The 19,098-nt window shown below is 38.1% G+C and carries 20 protein-coding genes and 1 pseudogene; 6 read left to right on the forward strand and 15 right to left on the reverse strand.

The features are described 5' to 3' along the window. Positions 1 to 315: 315 nt before the first annotated feature. Together IGI44_RS19155 and IGI44_RS19160 are read left to right on the forward strand one after the other, a co-directional pair. A pseudogene (locus IGI44_RS19155) lies at positions 316 to 429 on the forward strand (DUF4143 domain-containing protein); the annotation flags it as partial. Between the two features lie 465 nt (positions 430 to 894). Continuing rightward, on the forward strand, positions 895 to 1,398 hold the full coding sequence (locus tag IGI44_RS19160) for a GNAT family N-acetyltransferase (RefSeq protein ID WP_438789531.1): 504 nt from the start codon (positions 895 to 897) through the stop codon (positions 1,396 to 1,398). A 66-nt stretch (positions 1,399 to 1,464) separates the two neighbouring features. Here IGI44_RS19160 and IGI44_RS19165 read toward each other — a convergent pair whose 3' ends face one another. The 5 genes from IGI44_RS19165 to IGI44_RS19185 form a co-directional block, all read right to left on the reverse strand. After that, complete coding sequence (locus IGI44_RS19165) at positions 1,465 to 1,824, reverse strand: LPXTG cell wall anchor domain-containing protein (protein ID WP_438789532.1); 360 nt, start codon at positions 1,822 to 1,824, stop codon at positions 1,465 to 1,467. A gap of 14 nt (positions 1,825 to 1,838) precedes the next feature. Further along, positions 1,839 to 2,327 (reverse strand): hypothetical protein, encoded by a 489-nt coding sequence (locus IGI44_RS19170; RefSeq protein WP_438789533.1) that lies wholly within the window; start codon positions 2,325 to 2,327, stop codon positions 1,839 to 1,841. A gap of 21 nt (positions 2,328 to 2,348) precedes the next feature. Beyond that, positions 2,349 to 2,822: a tRNA (uracil-5-)-methyltransferase gene (locus IGI44_RS19175; protein ID WP_438789534.1), complete on the reverse strand. Its 474-nt coding sequence runs from the start codon at positions 2,820 to 2,822 to the stop codon at positions 2,349 to 2,351. A gap of 13 nt (positions 2,823 to 2,835) precedes the next feature. Then, positions 2,836 to 5,304, reverse strand: coding sequence for a BspA family leucine-rich repeat surface protein (locus tag IGI44_RS19180; protein ID WP_438789535.1), 2,469 nt, complete (start codon positions 5,302 to 5,304; stop codon positions 2,836 to 2,838). A gap of 236 nt (positions 5,305 to 5,540) precedes the next feature. Beyond that, positions 5,541 to 7,076, reverse strand: a complete 1,536-nt coding sequence (locus IGI44_RS19185) for a helix-turn-helix domain-containing protein (protein ID WP_438789536.1) — start codon at positions 7,074 to 7,076, stop codon at positions 5,541 to 5,543. A 289-nt stretch (positions 7,077 to 7,365) separates the two neighbouring features. Between IGI44_RS19185 and IGI44_RS19190 the strand changes: the two genes are divergently transcribed. From IGI44_RS19190 to IGI44_RS19200, 3 genes are all read left to right on the forward strand, one after another. Further along, positions 7,366 to 7,977: a Type 1 glutamine amidotransferase-like domain-containing protein gene (locus tag IGI44_RS19190; protein ID WP_438789537.1), complete on the forward strand. Its 612-nt coding sequence runs from the start codon at positions 7,366 to 7,368 to the stop codon at positions 7,975 to 7,977. An 828-nt stretch (positions 7,978 to 8,805) separates the two neighbouring features. Then, positions 8,806 to 9,117 (forward strand): carboxymuconolactone decarboxylase family protein, encoded by a 312-nt coding sequence (locus tag IGI44_RS19195; protein ID WP_438789538.1) that lies wholly within the window; start codon positions 8,806 to 8,808, stop codon positions 9,115 to 9,117. 299 nt (positions 9,118 to 9,416) lie between these two features. Then, the gene (locus IGI44_RS19200; RefSeq protein ID WP_438789539.1) at positions 9,417 to 9,545 is read left to right on the forward strand and encodes a hypothetical protein; all 129 of its coding nucleotides are present in this window, start codon (positions 9,417 to 9,419) and stop codon (positions 9,543 to 9,545) included. 279 nt (positions 9,546 to 9,824) lie between these two features. On the opposite strand, the gene IGI44_RS19205 is transcribed toward IGI44_RS19200, so the two are convergent. The 4 genes from IGI44_RS19205 to IGI44_RS19220 are packed head-to-tail and all read right to left on the reverse strand — an operon-like array spanning position 9,825 to position 13,558. Further along, positions 9,825 to 10,526: an RraA family protein gene (locus IGI44_RS19205; protein WP_438789540.1), complete on the reverse strand. Its 702-nt coding sequence runs from the start codon at positions 10,524 to 10,526 to the stop codon at positions 9,825 to 9,827. Positions 10,527 to 10,537: 11 nt separating this feature from the next. Then, entirely contained in the window at positions 10,538 to 11,104 is a 567-nt protein-coding gene (locus tag IGI44_RS19210) for an HD domain-containing protein (RefSeq protein WP_438789541.1), read from the reverse strand. A gap of 44 nt (positions 11,105 to 11,148) precedes the next feature. Beyond that, positions 11,149 to 12,549, reverse strand: a complete 1,401-nt coding sequence (locus IGI44_RS19215; protein WP_438789542.1) for a DASS family sodium-coupled anion symporter — start codon at positions 12,547 to 12,549, stop codon at positions 11,149 to 11,151. Positions 12,550 to 12,574: 25 nt separating this feature from the next. After that, positions 12,575 to 13,558 carry a hydroxyacid dehydrogenase gene (locus tag IGI44_RS19220; protein ID WP_438789543.1) on the reverse strand — a complete coding sequence of 328 codons (984 nt, stop codon included), beginning with the start codon at positions 13,556 to 13,558 and terminating at the stop codon, positions 12,575 to 12,577. Positions 13,559 to 13,719: 161 nt separating this feature from the next. Here IGI44_RS19220 and IGI44_RS19225 point away from each other — a divergent pair, with 161 nt between their 5' ends. Further along, entirely contained in the window at positions 13,720 to 15,606 is a 1,887-nt protein-coding gene (locus IGI44_RS19225; protein WP_438789544.1) for a sigma 54-interacting transcriptional regulator, read from the forward strand. Between the two features lie 175 nt (positions 15,607 to 15,781). Here the strand turns inward: IGI44_RS19225 and IGI44_RS19230 are convergent, their stop codons facing one another. The 6 genes from IGI44_RS19230 to IGI44_RS19255 form a co-directional block, all read right to left on the reverse strand. Beyond that, positions 15,782 to 16,213: a hypothetical protein gene (locus IGI44_RS19230; protein ID WP_438789545.1), complete on the reverse strand. Its 432-nt coding sequence runs from the start codon at positions 16,211 to 16,213 to the stop codon at positions 15,782 to 15,784. A gap of 242 nt (positions 16,214 to 16,455) precedes the next feature. Beyond that, positions 16,456 to 16,707: a hypothetical protein gene (locus IGI44_RS19235; RefSeq protein ID WP_438789546.1), complete on the reverse strand. Its 252-nt coding sequence runs from the start codon at positions 16,705 to 16,707 to the stop codon at positions 16,456 to 16,458. A 50-nt stretch (positions 16,708 to 16,757) separates the two neighbouring features. Beyond that, positions 16,758 to 17,009 (reverse strand): hypothetical protein, encoded by a 252-nt coding sequence (locus tag IGI44_RS19240; protein ID WP_438789547.1) that lies wholly within the window; start codon positions 17,007 to 17,009, stop codon positions 16,758 to 16,760. Between the two features lie 265 nt (positions 17,010 to 17,274). Beyond that, positions 17,275 to 17,931, reverse strand: a complete 657-nt coding sequence (locus IGI44_RS19245; protein WP_438789548.1) for a hypothetical protein — start codon at positions 17,929 to 17,931, stop codon at positions 17,275 to 17,277. A gap of 141 nt (positions 17,932 to 18,072) precedes the next feature. Beyond that, a complete protein-coding gene (locus IGI44_RS19250) occupies positions 18,073 to 18,198 on the reverse strand; it encodes a DUF6980 family protein (protein ID WP_438789549.1) in 126 nt (41 codons plus the stop codon). 472 nt (positions 18,199 to 18,670) lie between these two features. Further along, complete coding sequence (locus IGI44_RS19255; RefSeq protein WP_438789550.1) at positions 18,671 to 19,090, reverse strand: hypothetical protein; 420 nt, start codon at positions 19,088 to 19,090, stop codon at positions 18,671 to 18,673. Positions 19,091 to 19,098 lie beyond the last annotated feature (8 nt).

Genomic DNA, 19,098 nt, shown 5'->3' on the forward strand with positions numbered 1-19,098 from the left:
ATCAAAGTTCTTTTACCTAAAGATACGCAAGAAAAATAAGACGGCGACTGACAGAATAAAAAGGTTGTTTTTTCTGATTTTCCGGCCATAACAAATTCATTACGGGGAAATTAAATAAATCACTATCTTCAAACTAACAATGTGCTTTTCTTAAAGTAAAAGAATGGAAAAAATATCCAAAAGTTTGACATCAAATTCAAACTAAACTGAAATTATAGTTAAGATTGGAAATGAGGTCAAAGATTATGGAGGAACTTGTCCAAAGAGTGGCGTACTTGATTTTTTTTAACGACACCTTGATAAACCAATCATTCAATTAAGGATTCCTATCCAAAATATCTGTTAACCTTAGATGACTTCAACAAAGAAGCGAACTACGACGGTATAAAGAAATTGAGTGTGATCGATTGGCTTTTAGAACGTACGTAATTACAGTAGATGAATGTGCCTTGAATGATACCTTTACTGCTGCATTTCCTCCGTAGTTGAAATAAATGAAGCGTCCACGATGATCGTCTTATACGAATTCGGTATGAGCGGATCATCGTGGCTTTTAGTCTTTCTTGAGTCGTCTATCCCCTTCCGATCCGACTATGATAGAATCGTTGTGAGGTGATTTTTTGAAAAAGCGGAAAATAGAATTTTACAAGTATTGCTTGGCTTTGGCGTTGATCTTATTCCTGATCTTTGTTTTTAGAATCTGTTCCGACCTTTTTATCCTCCATCGGGAAATGTCTTTTGACCTTGTGTTTGATCGCTTATTCGATTATTTACTTCCTTGTGTAGTCCTTTTGGGATTTGGACTTTATTATCGAAGGCGTGAAAGGAAATAAGATCGTCTTCATTTGCTAAATAAAAGGGGAATTGAAACATTTTAATTAAGGGGATGATTTTGTGCTTTTTCACTTTAGAGCACCAACGTTAAATGACCTTGAAAGAATTATGGAGATTGAACGTTCTGGATTTTCAGCAGAAGAAGCTGCGTCTTCAGAGGCGATGAGAAAACGAATCGAGAGGATTCATGACAGTTTCATCGTCGCTGTCACCGAATCGGATGAGCCGATTGGTTATGTGGTTGGACCAGTTATTCCAGAAAGGTATTTATACGATGAGTTATTTGAAAAAACGGTTGAAAATCCATCCATTGGAGGCTATCAATCGATTTTAAGTCTGGTTGTTGATCCAGCATTCCAAAAGTTTGGGATCGCTAGTCACCTGCTAAGTGAGCTAGCTAAGCTTTCGAGAAGTAGGAAAAGAGAGGGCATTACGCTAACTTGTTTAGAATCCCTTGTCCCTTTTTACGAGAAAAACGGGTATCAATTGGAAGGCGTTTCTGATTCACAGCACGCTGGAGAAACGTGGTATAACATGGTGCTAGATCTAAGAATAGACCATTGAGGTAATTTAAAAAAAGCATACGGAGCGTTAGCTACTCCGCATGCTTCGGAATTGATCTTTGAAAACTCATTCATTCACTTCTTTTGAAAAGCTTCTGTATTTCCATACAATAACAGCCAAACATAGTGTCAAGCCCAACAGTGAGAGGCCGTAAAGCTTCTGGTCATTGGTACTAGGAAGTCTTCCATACTGAGAAGCTTTCTGATTGCTTACAATACTTTCTCGCTTCTGGCTGCGATTATCATTAGTCGTAGAATCACTTGATTCTAGCGGTTCTTTAGGGATTTCTTTTATTGTTTCCTGATCACTTTCTTCTGTAACCACATACTCAATCGTTGTTTTACCAGCTGCCTGTACTTGATTCGGAAGAGCAATCACCCCGACGAAGAGAAGGGAAATCCCTAGAATCAGATAGCGTATCTTCATCTTGCTCCTTCCTTTCAACGTGCTGGAATCATTTTTTGCTTCGCAGTGAAGACGAGTGTCTGAGTGTAAGTTCCAGCTAGTTTGTTTCCTTGAGGAATTCCAAATTCAATTAAGCCGACTTCGGCTTCATTCATTTCGTAGCCTGAGAATTCACCTACCACAGGGTTTGACAACGGAACCAGTGAGCCGCCGACTTTTACTGAACTCGTCAGTGTATCCGAAGGGTTTATCGATCTTTCTAACTTGATCTCACCGTCTGCGTCTAATCCGCTGCTTATTGTCACCTCCATGGTATTGCCTAGTTCTAAGTTTCGATTAACCGTCTTAATGCTCATGTTTGTGACACTATTTGAGCTCAGTTCAACTCTTTGTGGAATGATCAATGTGTAGGTGCTATCAACGGCATATTCAACAGATGTTTCTTCTGCGAGCGCTGTTTTCCCTAACCCAATTCCTCCTAATGCGATCAATCCAATGGCTACGCCACCTAATAATTTCTTCATCCTCATATTCCCCCTCATTCTTTAAACTACATCGATTGTTAAATTTATTTCAGAACCGTTTAACGGTGACTGATTTTCATCAAAGGTAAAGCATTCATATTTCAACACAGCATTCTCTAGTGTTCCTACGGGTAATTCTTTCGCCAATTCAATCGTATAGAGTCCTTTGCCAGGCTCAATAAGATCGGATTGCCATAATTTTTCCCCTTCCGCCGTCAATAGTGTTAGTTTGAAATAGCAATCATTGACCTCTGGATTATGGAAATTTACTTGTTGCTGTTTTGCATTTGAATCGAATTGCAATTTCGAAAAACCGGGTATCGCGATGGAATCCGTCTCATTCTTAGTTTGTTTCTGTTTATTTCCATTCCAATCTACAGCCGAAGAATCCACGCCCATCAATGACTTTCCGTTTTTAAAATAGTAATGACCACCGATCAAAGCGACAAGCAGGAAACTAGCTAAGAGAATCGCTATTGTTTTTTTTCGTTTCATACATTCATCCTTCCTATTGGTACGTGATATTAAAGGTAACCGTTCCTTCATAAGAACCAGCCCGTGCATTCTTCGGTTTGGTAAAATGAATTACGGATTCTTTCGAAGAGCCATTTTCTGCTGGCGCCACCGTTAGAACATTCCATTTCGACTGCTCACTCATTGGTTCCCATGTTAATTGAGAGGTTATTTTTAAAGCAGCATCCTTTTGATTTGAAAGCAATAGCTGTGATTCCGCATTTAATTGCGTAGGATCATTGATTAAATTTACTTCTACCGTTTTCTCCCCATTATTCGTTGCAGCTACTTTTAATTTATCGTCACTATTTAAGGATACTTTTGCTGGAATGGTGACTGTATATTCTTCTACCCATTTTGCATAGATCGTGAGCGATTGACTTGCGGGTTGACTAAAATCAAATTTTTTCGTGTACTCTTTGTCTACATACCATCCACCAAAAATATCCGTTTCTTTTGTGGGAATTATTTCCTCCCATGACTCATTGATTACTTTTCTTTGAAGGGCAGTACTAGCGCCATCATTAAACTTTCCACCCATCGCGTCCATGATCAGTTCAACCTGCACAACTTTTCTATAGGTATTGGTGGTATTCGCTCCGTTATGGTAAGACATCATCTCTTCGTTACTAGAAAAAAGTTGTTTCGTTTCATCCTGCCAAACGGATTTCCCGCTAATAGCTGGCAGATTCACGTTCTCATGAAAGTTAAAACGTTCACCGACATGGATAAGTGATAACGCGAAATCCTTCTCAAACAAATTGGACATAGACATGACAATACTTGTGTCAAACCCGCTGATATCTAGCTCGCTCAAACGGCTGCAGTCGGCAAACATTTCTTCCATATACGTGACGGAGCTCATATCAAAACCACTCACATCCAGCTTCGTTAAGCCGCTGCAGCCTCTAAACATCCTGTTCGTGTATTTTACTGAACTTGTATCAAATCCACTCACATCTAGTTGAGTTAACCCACTGCAGTCTTTAAACATGCCATACATTGACTGTACTGAACTCGTGTCAAACCCGCTGACATCTAGCTCCCTTAAACCAATACAGCCATTAAATACACTGTCCATAAATGTGACTGAACTTGTGTCAAACCCACTCACATCTAAGCTGGTTAGTTTTTCACATCTAGAAAACATCCCGTCCATACGCTTTAGCGCACTCGTATTAAAATTGGTCACATCCAACTCGCTTAGTTTGCTACAGCTTTTAAACATCTCCATCATATTCGTCACAGAACTTGTATCAAATCCGCTGACATCCAGCTCCTTTAACCCGCTGCAGCCACCGAACATGCTATACATAGATATCACCGAACTCGTGTCAAACCCACTCACATCTAGCTCGCTTAGACGACTGCAAGCATTAAACATTGTTTCCATATTCGTCACGGAACTTGTATCAAATCCACTGACATCCAACTCCGTTAAACTACTACAGCCAATGAACATCGTGCCCATATCTGTCACTGAACTCGTATTAAATCCACTGACATCTAATTCGGTTAGATTAAAGCAATTCCCGAACATGCTCACCATATTCGTCACCGAACTTGTGTCAAATCCGCTGATATTCAACTGGGCTAAGTAACTGCAGCCTTTAAACATCACCCGCATATTCGTCACTGAACTCGTATTAAATCCACTTAAATCTAGCACTGTTAAACCACTACAGTCATAAAATAAAGAATCCATATTCGTTACAAAACTCGTATCCAGTCCGCTTAAATCTACTTCTACTAGACGAATGCACCCGTTAAACATCTCGGCCATGTTCGTCAACGAACTTTCGGAGGAATAAGTCACATCCTTAAAGGAAACTCGTTTCAACTTATTTAAAGAGTAAAAGGTTCCTTCAAAAGATGTCACACCAGATAAGGAATACGCACCGAAGTCAACAGATTCGAGGTTTTTATAGTTACAGAAGGTCCAACTAAAATCCCCACTTAAATTGTCTTGACCAGAACCTAGGAACTCAATCGCCTTGATTGCTTGTTCATGGGGCTGCCATTCAGTGAACGTAGCAGCAGTGACGTTCCCAGTAATTGTCAATAAGCCATCGGAATAGACGTTCCATTCTCCGGATTCTGTTGTTCCCTGATCCACAATCGTCGCCTCCGATTCCGAATTTTGGCGTACTTCTTCTCGCTCACTAGCAGCTCTGATCTGAGGCATTGCTGAATCAGCTGTTTCTTCCAAAAGACGTTCATCTGGATTTACGACTTCTGTCAGCTCCTGATTCTCGTCAAGATTATCGGCTGTTTCTTCATCAGATTTTTCAAATTCATTGGTCAGTGGATTAAGGCGCTCCCGCTCATTTAATGGGTCAGCTAGTTTTAGTTGGTTCCCTTCTACATCAATGACAGATCGTTCTTTCGCCAGCATTGTAGGTGCAATAAAATTCGTCAATAGTGAAAAAGAGAGTAACATTCCTCCAAGCTTTTTGTTTTGCATGCTAACCCCTCATTCTTTTTAAATATTATGTACAATTATGTTGGTTATTAAGTTTATAAAGTTAATATACCTAAAAATAAAGCGTTCATTTGACAAAAATTTTTAAATAATTGAAAAAAATTTATCAAATCAGCACAAAAAAAGTATTTTTTGTCAAAAAAGAAACGCACGTTGACTACGTATTGAATGATTTTCAACACATAGTCGACGTGCGTTCCTGCCGCAAAGATCACCGTTTAATCGACTTTATTAATGAACTTAACCGTAGCAATCTCAGCGAGCTTTTTATTAATTTTTAGGTAGTCTGATTCCGACCAGCGTGTATTCACATACACAATAGGCTGTTTGATACTATTAGCGCTTAATAGCTGATGCGATAGTGGAAAATCACTTATCACCAAGTCGACTTCTCCCTCTAGTGTATCCGCTACTTGGACATTGTAATAATTTGAAAACGTCTTTTTAAAATCCAAAACACCTGTTTCATTGGAAACAACCGATAGAATGACGACGTTTATCGGCAGCGTGTGTGTGGAAAAATCAATGCGTTTTTCTAAAATAAGAAAGTAATCCGAGCTTAGCTCTTTTTTATACGGTTCGAATAGAGCGAATTCTTCCAACGCCATCAATTTATTAACTAACAGCTTCAAATGTTTGACTTTATGTCTCTTTTTTAGATTCCGATCAATTTTCGTATAACCTAAAATCAGCGCCTCTAGATTTAAACTTACATTTTTGAAAAACAAATAGCGATAATTCACACTCATTAACGAGTAAAGGAGCTTTTCCCTCTCGCTATGAGAAAGAGGAATGGATAAATGCTGCTCTATTTTCTCATCGATTAAAAAAATTAGTTCTAAGAAACCATTCTGCTTGAACAAGGGATCTGAATAGAAAAATGTCGGAACCGCCTCGATGGAAGCATAACTACCAAATGCGACGATCACACTTAAAATAATTCTAGCGGTATATCTAAGGTTCTCTCCACTCACATTAGGTACATAATTGCTTAAATTGATCAAAAATAATTCATAGGAACGTTTTGATTCTTCGGAATAGGCCGTATACAAAGGAATACAAAAGCTGTGGGAATCTGGAATGAACTTATTTTGTCTAACCCTTAGTAAATGAACAGCCAAATAAAAATGAACCATCATACTCTTATCAAGAAATTTGGCGTTGTAAATCTCTTTCGGACAGCTATCTAGCAATGCCGTAATTTCAAAATAACGGATAAATTTAAATGGCCATGATTCGCCACCGTAAACCGTTAAAAATAAAAAGGTAAAATAGAGTCTTATTCCAACTTCGTCTCCTTCAAGCCTAATGCCATTACTTGTTGAAATCGAGACACGATATTGTTTTAACAGTTCATTGAGCTCCTTGATATCTTTTCTGATCGACCCATAGGAAACGAATAATTTATCAGCAGCCATCTGAAGCTTGGGAAAATCAGAAGTCAGCAATAGTTCAAGCAGCTTAAATTTAGGAGACTCCTTTACATAGGAATGAATGATTAATTGAATGCTGCTTTCTTCATGAGTGTTCAACGTATATAACTGGTTGGACGGGCTATGGGTAATCGAAAAGGTTTCATAGCCAAATTTCAAAGCGTCACTATTTATCGTCTCAATTAATAAACGCAATGTTGGATAGGTAACGTCTAATTCTTCTAATAATAACGACTGCGCACAGGAATGGTTCTTACTATGGAATATTCTCTCAATAATTGCTACTTTCTTCTTACTTTTTAGGTCCAACAGCTCTTTCATCGATCATCATTACTCCTGCAAATTTTGTATAATTAATTGTAACAATTATTTTACGTTATAACTATACCATATGTTTTACACTTAATTAATTCGGTTCGATTATAAATTATTTTTTACGATTATTAAATTCATTTTCTCGCTGAAATAACTCGCAGGAAGAAAAGAGTGATAGAAATGACTATCCCTCTTAGTAGAGTGTCTTATCCAACAGAAAAAAACGAACATATGTTTGACTACAGTTAGAACAATTGGTATCCTAATACTAAAAGTATATGAGAGGACGTTTTTTATGCTTAATATGTTTTTAGCTTCATCCTTTTCAGATGTTTCCGAAAAATTTGCCCGTTACCTCAAGGATTTTCCTAATGAACGTCGTGTGACCTTTATCCCTACAGCCAGTTTCGTTGAGGACGTTGATTTTTTTGTGGATGAGGCAAAGCAAGTATTTAAGAACTTACATTTTAAGATAGATGAATTAGATATTTCGACGGCGGACCTTTCAACGATCACCAGTACATTACAAAACAATGATTTTATTTATGTTTCAGGCGGCAATACCTTTTATTTACTCGAACAATTAAAGGCATCTGGCGCATTTAACGCGCTGATTACTCAGTTAGATGCCGGTAAAATTTACATTGGGGAATCGGCCGGTGCAGTCGTCGCTTCAGCGTCTATTGAATATCTTTCTGAGATGGATGATCCTGCGAAAGCCCCTTCTCTGACGGATTATACAGGGCTAAACGTGATTCCTTATTACCCGTTGCCACACTATAAAGAAGAACCCTTTTCTCAAATCACAACCTCTATTTTCAACAAATACAATAAAACAAAGGATCTGATCCCACTGACTAACCACGAAATACTTGCAGTAAAAGGGACGTCTTTGAGTGTTCATTAATGCGTAATTTTCTTCTCTTCATAAGAGAAACGAAATAAGAGCGGAAACCGAGTGTCGAAACAGTTTCCGTTCTTATTTCACATTTGACTTCATTACTTTCCTTTATTTACATTTTTGATAACATTTGTTATGGTTTTTATAAAAGACTGGTGTGATAAACATGATCAAGATTTTAATCCTTTGTTGTATCATCGCTCTACTACCGCCCTACTCTCCTTTAAAGAGATTCTTTAAGAAATAAATTATCCCAGCAGCCTAAAAAGCTGTTTTTTCTTTAACCGATCTCCTCTGAATCCAACCGTCACTGCTCTTTCTCAGTAATGAACTCTATGAAAAATCCTCACCGTTCATCTTAAACCAAAGTTCAAAAACGATTCATTATTCTGTATTAGAGTTACGTATTACTGTGCTAAAATTAATCAAAGGGGGCCTTTCTATGAAACGAGTTGGACGGTATTTATGGCGATTATTTGCAGTGACCTTTTTGTTTATGTCAATAGACTGGCTGCTGACAGATCGAGAAAAAAATTCAAAGAAATGAACGGTCACGTGTTGACCGTTCATTTTTTTTCGTTCCATCTATACTTTGCACGCAGGGTTCGTTACATAGTTTACTAACTCATTGTCTTCGTGAGTTCTTCTGTTAACTTTTTTAGTACTATCAAAACAAGTGCCCTTGTATGCTCGAAAGCACCTATCGAACGAATCTTGCAAAATTCCTTCAACCATGATGTTCTATTTTTTCTGAGTGTACATCTAAGAGAGACATTTCTCCGTTAACACTGGAAATTCCAAATGGTATAATGATTTAAAAATTGGAGGTCTCTCATGAAAATAAGTCATGCATTCGAAACATTTGCAAATGAAGCTCCTCAATATCAACAAGCTTTTGGACAGTTGATACAAGCGTGGGGAGAGAACAGTGCCTTGGAAGATAAAACCAATCATTTATCTTACCTCGCTGTCTTAGCGGCAACAGGGAAAACAAGCGGTCTTCCCTTCCATGTTCTGTTAGCAAAAAAAGCTGGAGCAACTAGAGAAGAAGTCATTAGCGCCATCCTTGTGGGGCTTCCCGCCGTTGGAAATGAAGTCATTCACGCATTACCTGTAGCTCTTGAAGCCTATGATGCGGTAGACTAATGAACGTTTGACCACAAAAGAAAGCTACTCATGTGATCCTGTTCCATTTCTATTTCCCTAGAAAAGTTCTTTTGATTGCTTCTCATTAGGGTGCATTGATGGAAGATCATTCTATCGCTTTGCAAGACTCATGCAGCTTTAAAATCGACCACGGGGAGCGCTTAGCTAAACAGCGGTCTATGGTTAGAAGGACGCCTAATCTTTAGCGCGTTTTACTTTCTAAGCATTTGTCATTAAACGTCCAATTCTGCTTGTTCATTTTCAAGGAATGCTGCATACTTAAACTGGGGGTGATGAAAGTGTCAGCACGACGTGTTTTACCGATCGTCGCAATTTGGTGGATTGCTATAGCCGCTTGCGGAATGATCACAGGAATCGCCATTACAGACAACGTGAAAAATAGAAACAAGACTCGTAAAGATTCCTAATTACGAGTCTTGTTTCTTGATGATCCAGTAACTAGCGCACTCGCGCTTAAAAAATTCTCGGGCTAACGTCTAAGTACCTTTTCAATGTCAGCTTTTACTATCACCTATACGCACTTGATAAATAGACCTTACTCACATTGAACTTATGAAATCACTAAAAGACACTGGGCGTGTGGCTCGCAATGCGCCATCCTCCCAGTGTCTTTCTCCTATCATTGTTTTAGAACGTTTTTTGAAGCCGTTTGTTTCTAATTTGAAAAGGTTTCTTTCTCAATTATCCTAACTGTTATACCACTTTCCTTGAATAAAATCGACGGATTTCTTTTCAAGCGTGTTTCTTACCCAAGCACGATTGTTTTTGCCTTCACTGGCAGCGGTCACTTTCGCCTGGTCACCTTCTGAGAGCTTCAAAGCTTGTTCGTAAACAGCTTCGGCATCTTCGCGTGGAATAACAATGACGCCATCCTGATCGCCCAAAATAATATCGCCTGGATTCACGGAGATTCGTCCGCAGGCAATCGGAACATTTACTTCTCCTGGGCCTTCTTTATACGGTCCGCCTGGTGTGGTTCCACTAGCATAAAAAGGAAAATCCATTTTACCGATACTGTCGATGTCCCTCATTGGACCATCTAGCACAATACCGCCTAATTTCAAGAAGCTGGCACTGTATACCGTCATAATTTCCCCCATCAAGGCTTGGCTTCGATCGCCTTCATTGGATACCACGATAATGTCGCCTGGCTGTGAAATATCTAAAGCCGCGTGGATCATCAGGTTGTCTCCTGGACGTGCTTTTACCGTCAACGCCGGTCCGCACATAAACTTCGTTGGTTTAGACATTAATTTAATGTCGCTGTGCATTGCACATAAGCGTCCCATTGTATCGGCAACATTGGCCGCAGGAAGCGTGCTAAACTTTTCGATTAATTCCTTTGAAGGTAAATCTCTTTCTAAAAAAACTCTATTTCCTACACCCATTTTTCCATCTCCTAATCCACTTCTAGCGTAAGCGGAACGTTGGCTTCCATAAAATGAAGATCCGCATCCATGACATCACAGTAAAATAAAATCAATTCTTCCTTCGTTTTTGGCAACAGCTTTGACTGGCCCGCATGAGAAACACAGAAAGCGACCACTTCTTTTGGCAAATTGTATTGTTGCGCATAGAAGCCGCTTAGGAACCCATGCTGATAAATTGCGCCAATGTCTGATTTCTTACTTGTCCCCACACCACCTTCTCCATAAGTCATTTCTTCTAGTTTGCATACATCATGCAAAACACCTGAAATAATCAGAATATCAAGATCCAGCGGATAGTTGTATTCAGCGATGGTTCGCTTCGCGATTTTCAACGCATTGTCAACCACACTATTCGTGTGCTGCACTAGAGGAACATTCGGTGCTCGCATCGCAAATTGAGCGTCTTGAACGTCCTTCCAATCACTCTTTTCAAAGGCTTCTAACCAAATGTCACAGGCGGTATCTACCCATTCTTTGTTCGTTACTTCATTTAAAGCTGGGAAAAAATCTAAAATGTTCTGTCTGTTTAATGTCATTCTTGTTACTCCTTCTCTTTTTTATTAAAAACAAAGAATACTTTTTACCAAAAACCGAGCAGTTTCCAATAAGGGAAACCAATCACCACATAGATGGCTAAGATTATGACTAGCATGATGGTACCAATTAAATACCAATCCTTTTGAGGGACGTAACCATTACCGTAGATATAGATACTGGCGCCATTTCCGTAGTTACAAAGCAAGGCGCCATAGCCGCCGAAGAAGGCCAGCATGAAAGATAAGATCAGCATATTGACCTGTGTCGTAGAGGCAATGGTCAAGATAACCGGATAGATCGACGCGATATACGCGGCATTTGAGACGAAAAAGTATTTCGTGACAAAACTAATCAATAATAAGATCGCTAATACAACCATGCCGTTGACATGAACTAAATCTAAATTGGCTTCCAAAATGCCCGATAACCAAACGTAAAAACCACCCGTCATAAGTGCGGAAGAAACACTGAAGAATAAGCCGTACCACAGATACATATTCCAAGCGGCCTTCTCCTGCATTAAATCATTCCAATCCAATATTCCAAGAACCAATTCTAAAGCTAAGAAGCCATAGGCCACGGCGTACATATCAATACCAAAACGCGGACCAATCATCCAGCCTAAGATCGCTAAGATAAACAGCACGGCCAATTGCTTTTCTTGCTTGGAAATTGCGCCCATCTCCGCTAATTTTCCTTGAACGAAAGGCTTGATATTTTCCAACTTTTTCAATTCAGGCGGGTAAAGTTTGTACACCACGAGCGGCGAAATCAACAGAACAATCGCTCCCGGAACTAAGGCCGCCTTAAACCAAAGCATCCATGTTAATTCAATCCCTGCGACACTTTTAATCGTAGAAGCAATGACTGCATTAGAGGCCATCCCCGTTAGAAACAGCACCGCCGTTGACATCGCAACTACGTGTTCCAATATCTCTAAATAGGCCCCTAATTTTCTAGGATTTTTATCGGGATGAGAATCCAAAGACTCCGCCACCCCTCTAAAAATCGGGAAAACAATCGCCGAACGCGAGGTGTTTGAGCCCGTAGCAGGACTCAAAATCAGGTCACAAAACATCATAATATAGCCTAAGCCTAAGGACGTTCGACCAAACTTCGAGAGAATCATATAGGCCAACCGCTTTCCTAACCCGGTTTTGTTGAAGGCCCCACAGACTAATAAAACGACTAGTAAAAACCAAACACCCTGATTGGCATAGCCGGAAAATAGAACGGTGGCGTCTTCTACAAAGAAGGCGAATACCCCAATAATCACTAAGGAAATGATCGGTTCGCTTAATGGCTTTAGGATGAGCCCCAGTAGTACAGATAAACAAATTCCAAACATTCTCCACGTTTCTGTCTCTAGTCCTGTTGGCGTATCGATTAACCAAATAATCACAGGAACTAAAAAGACAATCACTAATTTAACGATCCTTTTCATGACAAACCCTCACTTTTTTTCTGATTTAAACACTTACTTTTTTCAGACAAAAATCCTTCATTTCTGGAATTGGCCAAGTTACTTTTTTCCCGCTAAGTACTTCGTCTACCCCAATGGCACAATGCAGCGAGGCACGATCCGTCGCTTCGATCGTTGCCGCACCTAAATGAGGCCCAATAGTGACATTATCCAAGTAAAGCAATGGGTTGTCAGGGTTTGCTGGTTCTTCAATCATTACATCCAGTGCAGCGCCAGCGATTCGTTCATTCTTCATTGCTTCATATAATTCGTCTTCCTTAACTAATTTCCCTCGGGCCGTGTTAATTAAGTAAGCCGTCGGTTTCATCAGCTCCAACTCTCGCTTGCCAACATAGCCATACGTTTCTTCATTGGCTGGACAATGCAGCGATACGAAGTCACTTTCCTTGAAGATTTGATCAAAATCATCGGTCAGCTCTACACCTTCTGGAACTTCTGCTTGGGTTTTATATGGATCATAAGCGATAACCTTCATGTTAAAGCCGTGCAAAGCCTTTTTAGCTACGCGAGAGCCGATATTTCCGACGCCAATAAGTCCTAATGTTTTCCCATCCATTTCTACACGCGGCAATTTTAATTTTGCATAATAGAAATCGTCGATGAAATGCTTTTGCGTCTTTTTAAAATTACGCGAGCAGTTCAGCATATACATCATCGCCGCTTCAGCAACGGACATGCTATTTGCGACAGGTGCATAACAAACCATCACATTGTGCTCACGCGCTGCTTCCAAATCTACTGTGTCATAACCAGCGCCATGACGTACAACTACTTTCAATTTATCAGCCGCTTCAAACACTTTTCGCGACATTTTTGAGAGACGCACAATAATGCCGTCACAGCCCTTAATATCACGAATGATGTCTTCTTCTTCTAAGCCTGACCCAGTAATTAATTCATATCCTCGTGATTCTAAATATTCTCTACCTTCTTGCATAATTTCTTGTGGTAATAAAATTTTGTATCCCATGTGTAATTCCTCCTTTTATTGTTCACTTTTCTATAAAGCAATTCCCATGCCAAATAAAAAAGGCGCATTGAAAGGGTTTACTTTTCCATAGTTGAAATGATATATTCCATATAACGAAACTATTTGTTGCAATGAACCTTAACATCGCAAAGGAGACGCGTATGGAGATCATATTATTTTCTGGTCAAGAAGGCTTTACTGAAAAAGCAGAAAAAATTCTGTCAGATAGACATTTAAAAAGCAGATGCTTAGTTGTTGAAACAGCTGGAAAGAAAACCCAGCAGGTGGCTGATTTCTACTATGAACATGGCGCTAAGGTCTTTATCGCTCGAGGTCAAAATTTTGACCTTATTAACAAGAAATACAATATTCCGGTGGTATCTGTGAGAGCCACCTACGAGGAAATTTTAGTGGCTTTTCGGCAAGCGCAAAACGTTTCAAAGCGAATCGCTATTTTAGGCTACGGATCAATCTATACCACGATTCAAAAATTTCAACGTCTCTCAAAGGAAGATTTTCTGGCAATCAAGGTTGACGATGTGAACAACATTCGCCAGCTAGTAAAGGACGCGGCGGATCAAGGATATGATACATTTGTTGGTGGGATCACGACCCGCGAATCCTGTCGCGAATATGGGCTCAACCATGTCATGCTGGATAGCGACTCCTTATCTATCAAGATTGCTCTGGATGAAGCACTGAGTTTAATTGACATCCAATCCGAAAGAAACCAGAACTTCACGTTGATTCAAACAATCTTGAACACCTCGGAGGATGCCTTTATTGCCTTTGATGAACATCTGCAGATCAGCTTTATTAATGAAAAGGCCAAAAAAATTTTTAAAAATACGTTGAGTCAGACGGTCACTGAGACCCTCTTTCCAGCTGAAATCAAAACCAAAATATATACCCATCAAGAAAGTTTGCAAAATCACTTAATCAAAATCAATGAGGAACCTCATTTACTCTCGATCAAACCGTTAATAAACAATCAAAAAGTTTACGGTGCTGTGGCAACCATTACCATTAGTACCGAGTTGATCAATACGGAAACCACTTTGCGAAAACAACTGGCGGAAAAAGGACATATCGCTAAATCAAATTTTAAAGACGTCATCGGCAAAAGCAAAGTCATTCTTGAAACGATTAATTGGGCCAAAAAAATTGCTCAATCTGAAAACAATATTTTGATTCACGGGGATACCGGTACAGGAAAAGAGCTGTTCGCCCAAAGTATTCATAATTTCAGTTCTCGTCAATTTGGTCCTTTTATCGCGATTAACTGTGCCGCCTTAGCAACCTCCATTTTGGAGAGTGAACTTTTTGGCTATGAAAAAGGCTCTTTTACTGGGGCAAGCAGTCAAGGAAAGATTGGTGTTTTTGAACTGGCTCATAAAGGGACCCTTTTCTTGGATGAGATTGGTGAAATCAGCGGTGAGCTTCAGGCGAAGCTGCTGCGGGTAATTCAAGAAAAAGAAATCGTTCGAGTGGGCGGCAACAACGTAATTCCCGTTGATGTGCGGATTATCACGGCCACCAATAAGGATCTGAAGAAACTATCGAAGAAAAATGAATTTCGCAGTGATTTATTTTATCGCTTATCCGTCTTAGAATTGGAACTGCCTCCGTTGAGAGAACGGAAAGAAGACATTCCTCTTTTAGTGTCAAATTATTTGAAGGCCAATTATCCATCGCTGGAAATTGAAGACGCCAGTCTAGACTACTTCAAAAAGTTTCCTTTTGAAGGCAATATCCGACAGTTGATGAATCTTGTTGAGCGCTGTGCTGTTTTAGCAGAGTATTCTAAAATCAGTCAATACATCGTCGAGAAGGTCTGTAAAAGGGAATTTGAAACCGAGCTGGAAGAAGACCTGCCGACAGACCTGGAGACCATGGTTGTCCCCGTTCAAAAAACTGCTGACGAAGCGAGGCTCATTGAAGCAGCCCTGAAACGAAATTTCGGCAATCGGCAGCAAACCGCCGAGGAACTAAAAATAAGTAAAACCACTTTATGGAGAAAGATGAAAAAATACGGGATTGGACTGTAAGATAGCCTATTTCTTTAATGATGAGCGATCAGAATAACAAAAAAACCGTGTGACTTACTAAATTGATAACGAGTAGTAAGTCACACGATGTAGGTTTATGTCCTGTTAAATAAAGTATTATTTCATTTGATGTTAGAAGGCCATCCCCTTGCTCAACCTCTATTTCTGTAGTAGTTTAAGCTTCGCCAAATAGAAAATACACTAAAACCACTGTCAAGATTAATCCCAGTACAATAAGAACAACCCGCTTCGCATTCATCTGGCTTGATCGATCTTCTTTCACTTCTAATGCCATAGCCAAGCTATTCAGTTCCTCTTCAGTAAAATCATTGTCTACCCGTAACAAATTAATTTTTTCAGGATCAACCTGAGTTAATAAAGAGAGCTCCTCATTTGAGATATCCGATTTTTTTAGTGCTTCTTTTATATTCAGAAACCTTTTCTGATTTGGAGCGATTAAAAACGAGTAATATACATACATCGCTAAGCAGAAAAGTCCGAGAATAAAGTTATAATTTTCAGCAATACCTGTTACTTTAATAAAAAAAACTGTAAAAACAACTGGAAGTACTGTAAAACCAATAGAAATAATTCTGTTTTTATTCAAATTTTTTATTCCTCCTGTATAAGATATTTTATAAGTTCGCTTGTTGCTTATTGATGTTTTGTATCATATTTTCTCCACCGTTATATATTTATGGAGAACAAAATGGACGTCTAAAAAATTAATAAGATAGGCAGAAGGACTTTGTAGATATCATTTATGGTCTTACATATACATTCGACCTTTTTGAGGTTTAATAAAACAGACAGATTCCTTTGTTCATCAAAAATTTTTTTGATCCATTTTTATTCATCATCAAATATTTCTTTTTCTAATTTGTAGACATCTAATTTTCCTGTATTAAAATAATAAAGCCTGCCACATACTCCACACTCCCACATTGAACCAAGAGGCATTTTATCAACAAGCTCCTCCACAGTTTTTGGGTTCGATTCCAGCACATCATAATAATCATTCGAAGGAAAAATTGTTAAAGGAATTGTAGTTTCTAAGTTTTCATCATTCAGTATGTTTCCACACACACATCCTATTTTCACTGTTAAATCATTCTCCCATTTGAAACAGTTTTATCGGCCTTGATCCATCTTTATTCATCATCAAATATTTCTTTTTCTAATTTGTAGACATCTAATTTTCCTGTATTAAAATAATAAAGCCTACCACATACTTTGCATTCCCACATTGGAGCAACAGGCATTCTATCAACAAGCTCCTCCACAGTTTTTGGGTTCGATTCCAACAAATCATAATAATCATTATCCGGAAAAACCGTTAAAGGAATTGTAGTTTCCAAGTTTTCATCATCCAGTATGTTTCCGCACTCGCATACTATTTTCACTGTTAAATCACTCTCCTATTTCAAAAAGGTTCATTAATCTAGCATTAAGCAACAACGTCCGTATTCATAATCACTTTTCACAACCGGTCTAGTCATGCCAATTCTATTTTTTTTCTCCATATAACATAATATTTAAACCGTCTTATTCGCCGCTACTTATATTTACCGTGTAAACATCTTTGGGTACTTGATTAATAAACGTATCCTTCCAATTTTCCATATAAGTTTCTTTCCTTTTTAGTATTTGTGTAACGTAGAAACAACTTCAAATCCTCAAAAATAGATTGTTCTCATTTGCAATTTTTTCATAAAGCTTTTTATCTTTATCATTATCAAAAATAATTGGGAGACTCAGGTCATAACCGGAGACTAAAATCAAAGGATGTGAGTTAAAGTATAAACTGTTCCATATTTTTTCTCGAAGAAAACCTTTGATAAATAGTTTTAAAAGATTTATATTGTTAATCTTATATATATAATTATCACCATTGTTTATTATATCGATTTGATTCATATAAATTAGTCTATCTATCTTATCTAATGCCTCGAAATCATTATCTATTGATTGTATTATCTTACGCTTGTCATCTTCACCTGCGAAATCTATATAAGCTTCGTTACCATTTATTTCAAATACTCTCTCAAAAAAAGATAAATACTTATTTTCTTGACTTAGTCTGAAGTATTCATTTGACAATAGATCAAGTCTCGGGTCACCTATCTGCATAGTTTCATTAAATACATCTAATATTGCACTTTTTTTATGCCTTGTCGCTTCATCCACTAAGTCAATATAACTTTCTGTATTGAAAAATGATTTATAAACCTCATTATCAAAACTGCTTGCTGAAAAATCCATTTTTTCTAATTCAGGGATCTTTCCATCCTGAATGTTAATTTCTGATTCGTTACCCATCTTCATTATAGGTTCCTTCTCTCTTATCCTTATTGACATAATTTAGTAAAAAAGACTATTTGCTAGCATGGATACAAACAAATAGTCTTTTTTTAAACAAATTTTTCAGGTAAAAAAATCTATTATTTCTAAAATTTTTTCCACCATTTATTCGTTTTTGAAATCACTAGGAATATTGTCCTTACTAAAGTTGTCCATCTCCAACTTCCCTAGTTCACTAAACCATAAATCTTTTTTTGAATCTGGTAGTTTATTTTCACAACAATAGTTCATATATTCGATGCCTCCTTTTATAAATTAATTTTTCTTCCCTTAACCGCCAGCTTATACATTTTACCAGTCGTTGAATCTATGGAACCCAAGTCCTTACCTTTATTATCATAACAATATCATTATGTGTGTGATTCCATTCATAGTATTTTTGATTTTTACCATGACCTGTTGTCTTTCTATCTCTTCCTTTTACATTATCAAATTCTTTCCAAACTTTACTATCTCCTTTAGTGGAGTTTGACTCTCTGTTACTTCCCGAACTACTATAATTATTCCCCTTCAAACTATTCTGCATTACCGTGCTCGCATGTGTTCAAATGGACGTAGTAGCCACAGTAAACTAATGCCATTTCTGTTGCAATCAATGCAGGATCGCTGGAGCCGTCGTTCCTCTAATGGGGTTACAGTCCAACCCTGTTTTTTTAAATAAACAGCAACATCTAGCAGTTTTTCTTTCATACAACTAATCAAATTATATTCCTATATGAAGAATTTTCTTGTTACATGTAATTGCTTTATTAACAATGTCTCGTAAAGAATTCAATTGTATCAATACCTCTTCTCTTTGAAACGAGTTTTTTTCATAAATATCTTCTTCAGGCATGAAAAAACCTGTTAAATAAAATGTTTCAGTTGAATTGCTGTATAACAATATTAAGGAATCCAATATAGACAGAAATTTTTCTAAATTGGTTCCTCTAATTATTGAAGTATCATAATAAGATAACCCTTCTCGAATTTCCCCATCATCATCTTCTGAGTGAAACCATCTTAGATAATCCTTAAAAGATATAAAGAAATTATCAGATATCTTAACAGATAAAGCATTCATTGGGATGTTTTGCCAACCAACTTCATTATCTACTAAATAAAAATCATGTGTTAATCCCATCAAAATCC

The sequence above is a fragment of the Enterococcus sp. DIV0756 genome (assembly GCF_051710745.1).
GTDB lineage: Bacteria > Bacillota > Bacilli > Lactobacillales > Enterococcaceae > Enterococcus_A.

Bases quoted from the DNA above. Each gene is read 5' to 3' on its own strand.
- IGI44_RS19165 (WP_438789532.1), bottom strand. From the start codon at position 1,824: ATGAAGATACGCTATCTGATTCTAGGGATTTCCCTTCTCTTCGTCGGG.
- IGI44_RS19170 (WP_438789533.1), bottom strand. From the start codon at position 2,327: ATGAAGAAATTATTAGGTGGCGTAGCCATTGGATTGATCGCATTAGGA.
- IGI44_RS19175 (WP_438789534.1), bottom strand. From the start codon at position 2,822: ATGAAACGAAAAAAAACAATAGCGATTCTCTTAGCTAGTTTCCTGCTT.
- IGI44_RS19180 (WP_438789535.1), bottom strand. From the start codon at position 5,304: ATGCAAAACAAAAAGCTTGGAGGAATGTTACTCTCTTTTTCACTATTG.
- IGI44_RS19185 (WP_438789536.1), bottom strand. From the start codon at position 7,076: ATGAAAGAGCTGTTGGACCTAAAAAGTAAGAAGAAAGTAGCAATTATT.
- IGI44_RS19190 (WP_438789537.1), top strand. From the start codon at position 7,366: ATGCTTAATATGTTTTTAGCTTCATCCTTTTCAGATGTTTCCGAAAAA.
- IGI44_RS19195 (WP_438789538.1), top strand. From the start codon at position 8,806: ATGAAAATAAGTCATGCATTCGAAACATTTGCAAATGAAGCTCCTCAA.
- IGI44_RS19205 (WP_438789540.1), bottom strand. From the start codon at position 10,526: ATGGGTGTAGGAAATAGAGTTTTTTTAGAAAGAGATTTACCTTCAAAG.
- IGI44_RS19210 (WP_438789541.1), bottom strand. From the start codon at position 11,104: ATGACATTAAACAGACAGAACATTTTAGATTTTTTCCCAGCTTTAAAT.
- IGI44_RS19215 (WP_438789542.1), bottom strand. From the start codon at position 12,549: ATGAAAAGGATCGTTAAATTAGTGATTGTCTTTTTAGTTCCTGTGATT.
- IGI44_RS19220 (WP_438789543.1), bottom strand. From the start codon at position 13,558: ATGGGATACAAAATTTTATTACCACAAGAAATTATGCAAGAAGGTAGA.
- IGI44_RS19225 (WP_438789544.1), top strand. From the start codon at position 13,720: ATGGAGATCATATTATTTTCTGGTCAAGAAGGCTTTACTGAAAAAGCA.
- IGI44_RS19245 (WP_438789548.1), bottom strand. From the start codon at position 17,931: ATGAAGATGGGTAACGAATCAGAAATTAACATTCAGGATGGAAAGATC.
- IGI44_RS19250 (WP_438789549.1), bottom strand. From the start codon at position 18,198: ATGAACTATTGTTGTGAAAATAAACTACCAGATTCAAAAAAAGATTTA.
- IGI44_RS19255 (WP_438789550.1), bottom strand. From the start codon at position 19,090: ATGGGATTAACACATGATTTTTATTTAGTAGATAATGAAGTTGGTTGG.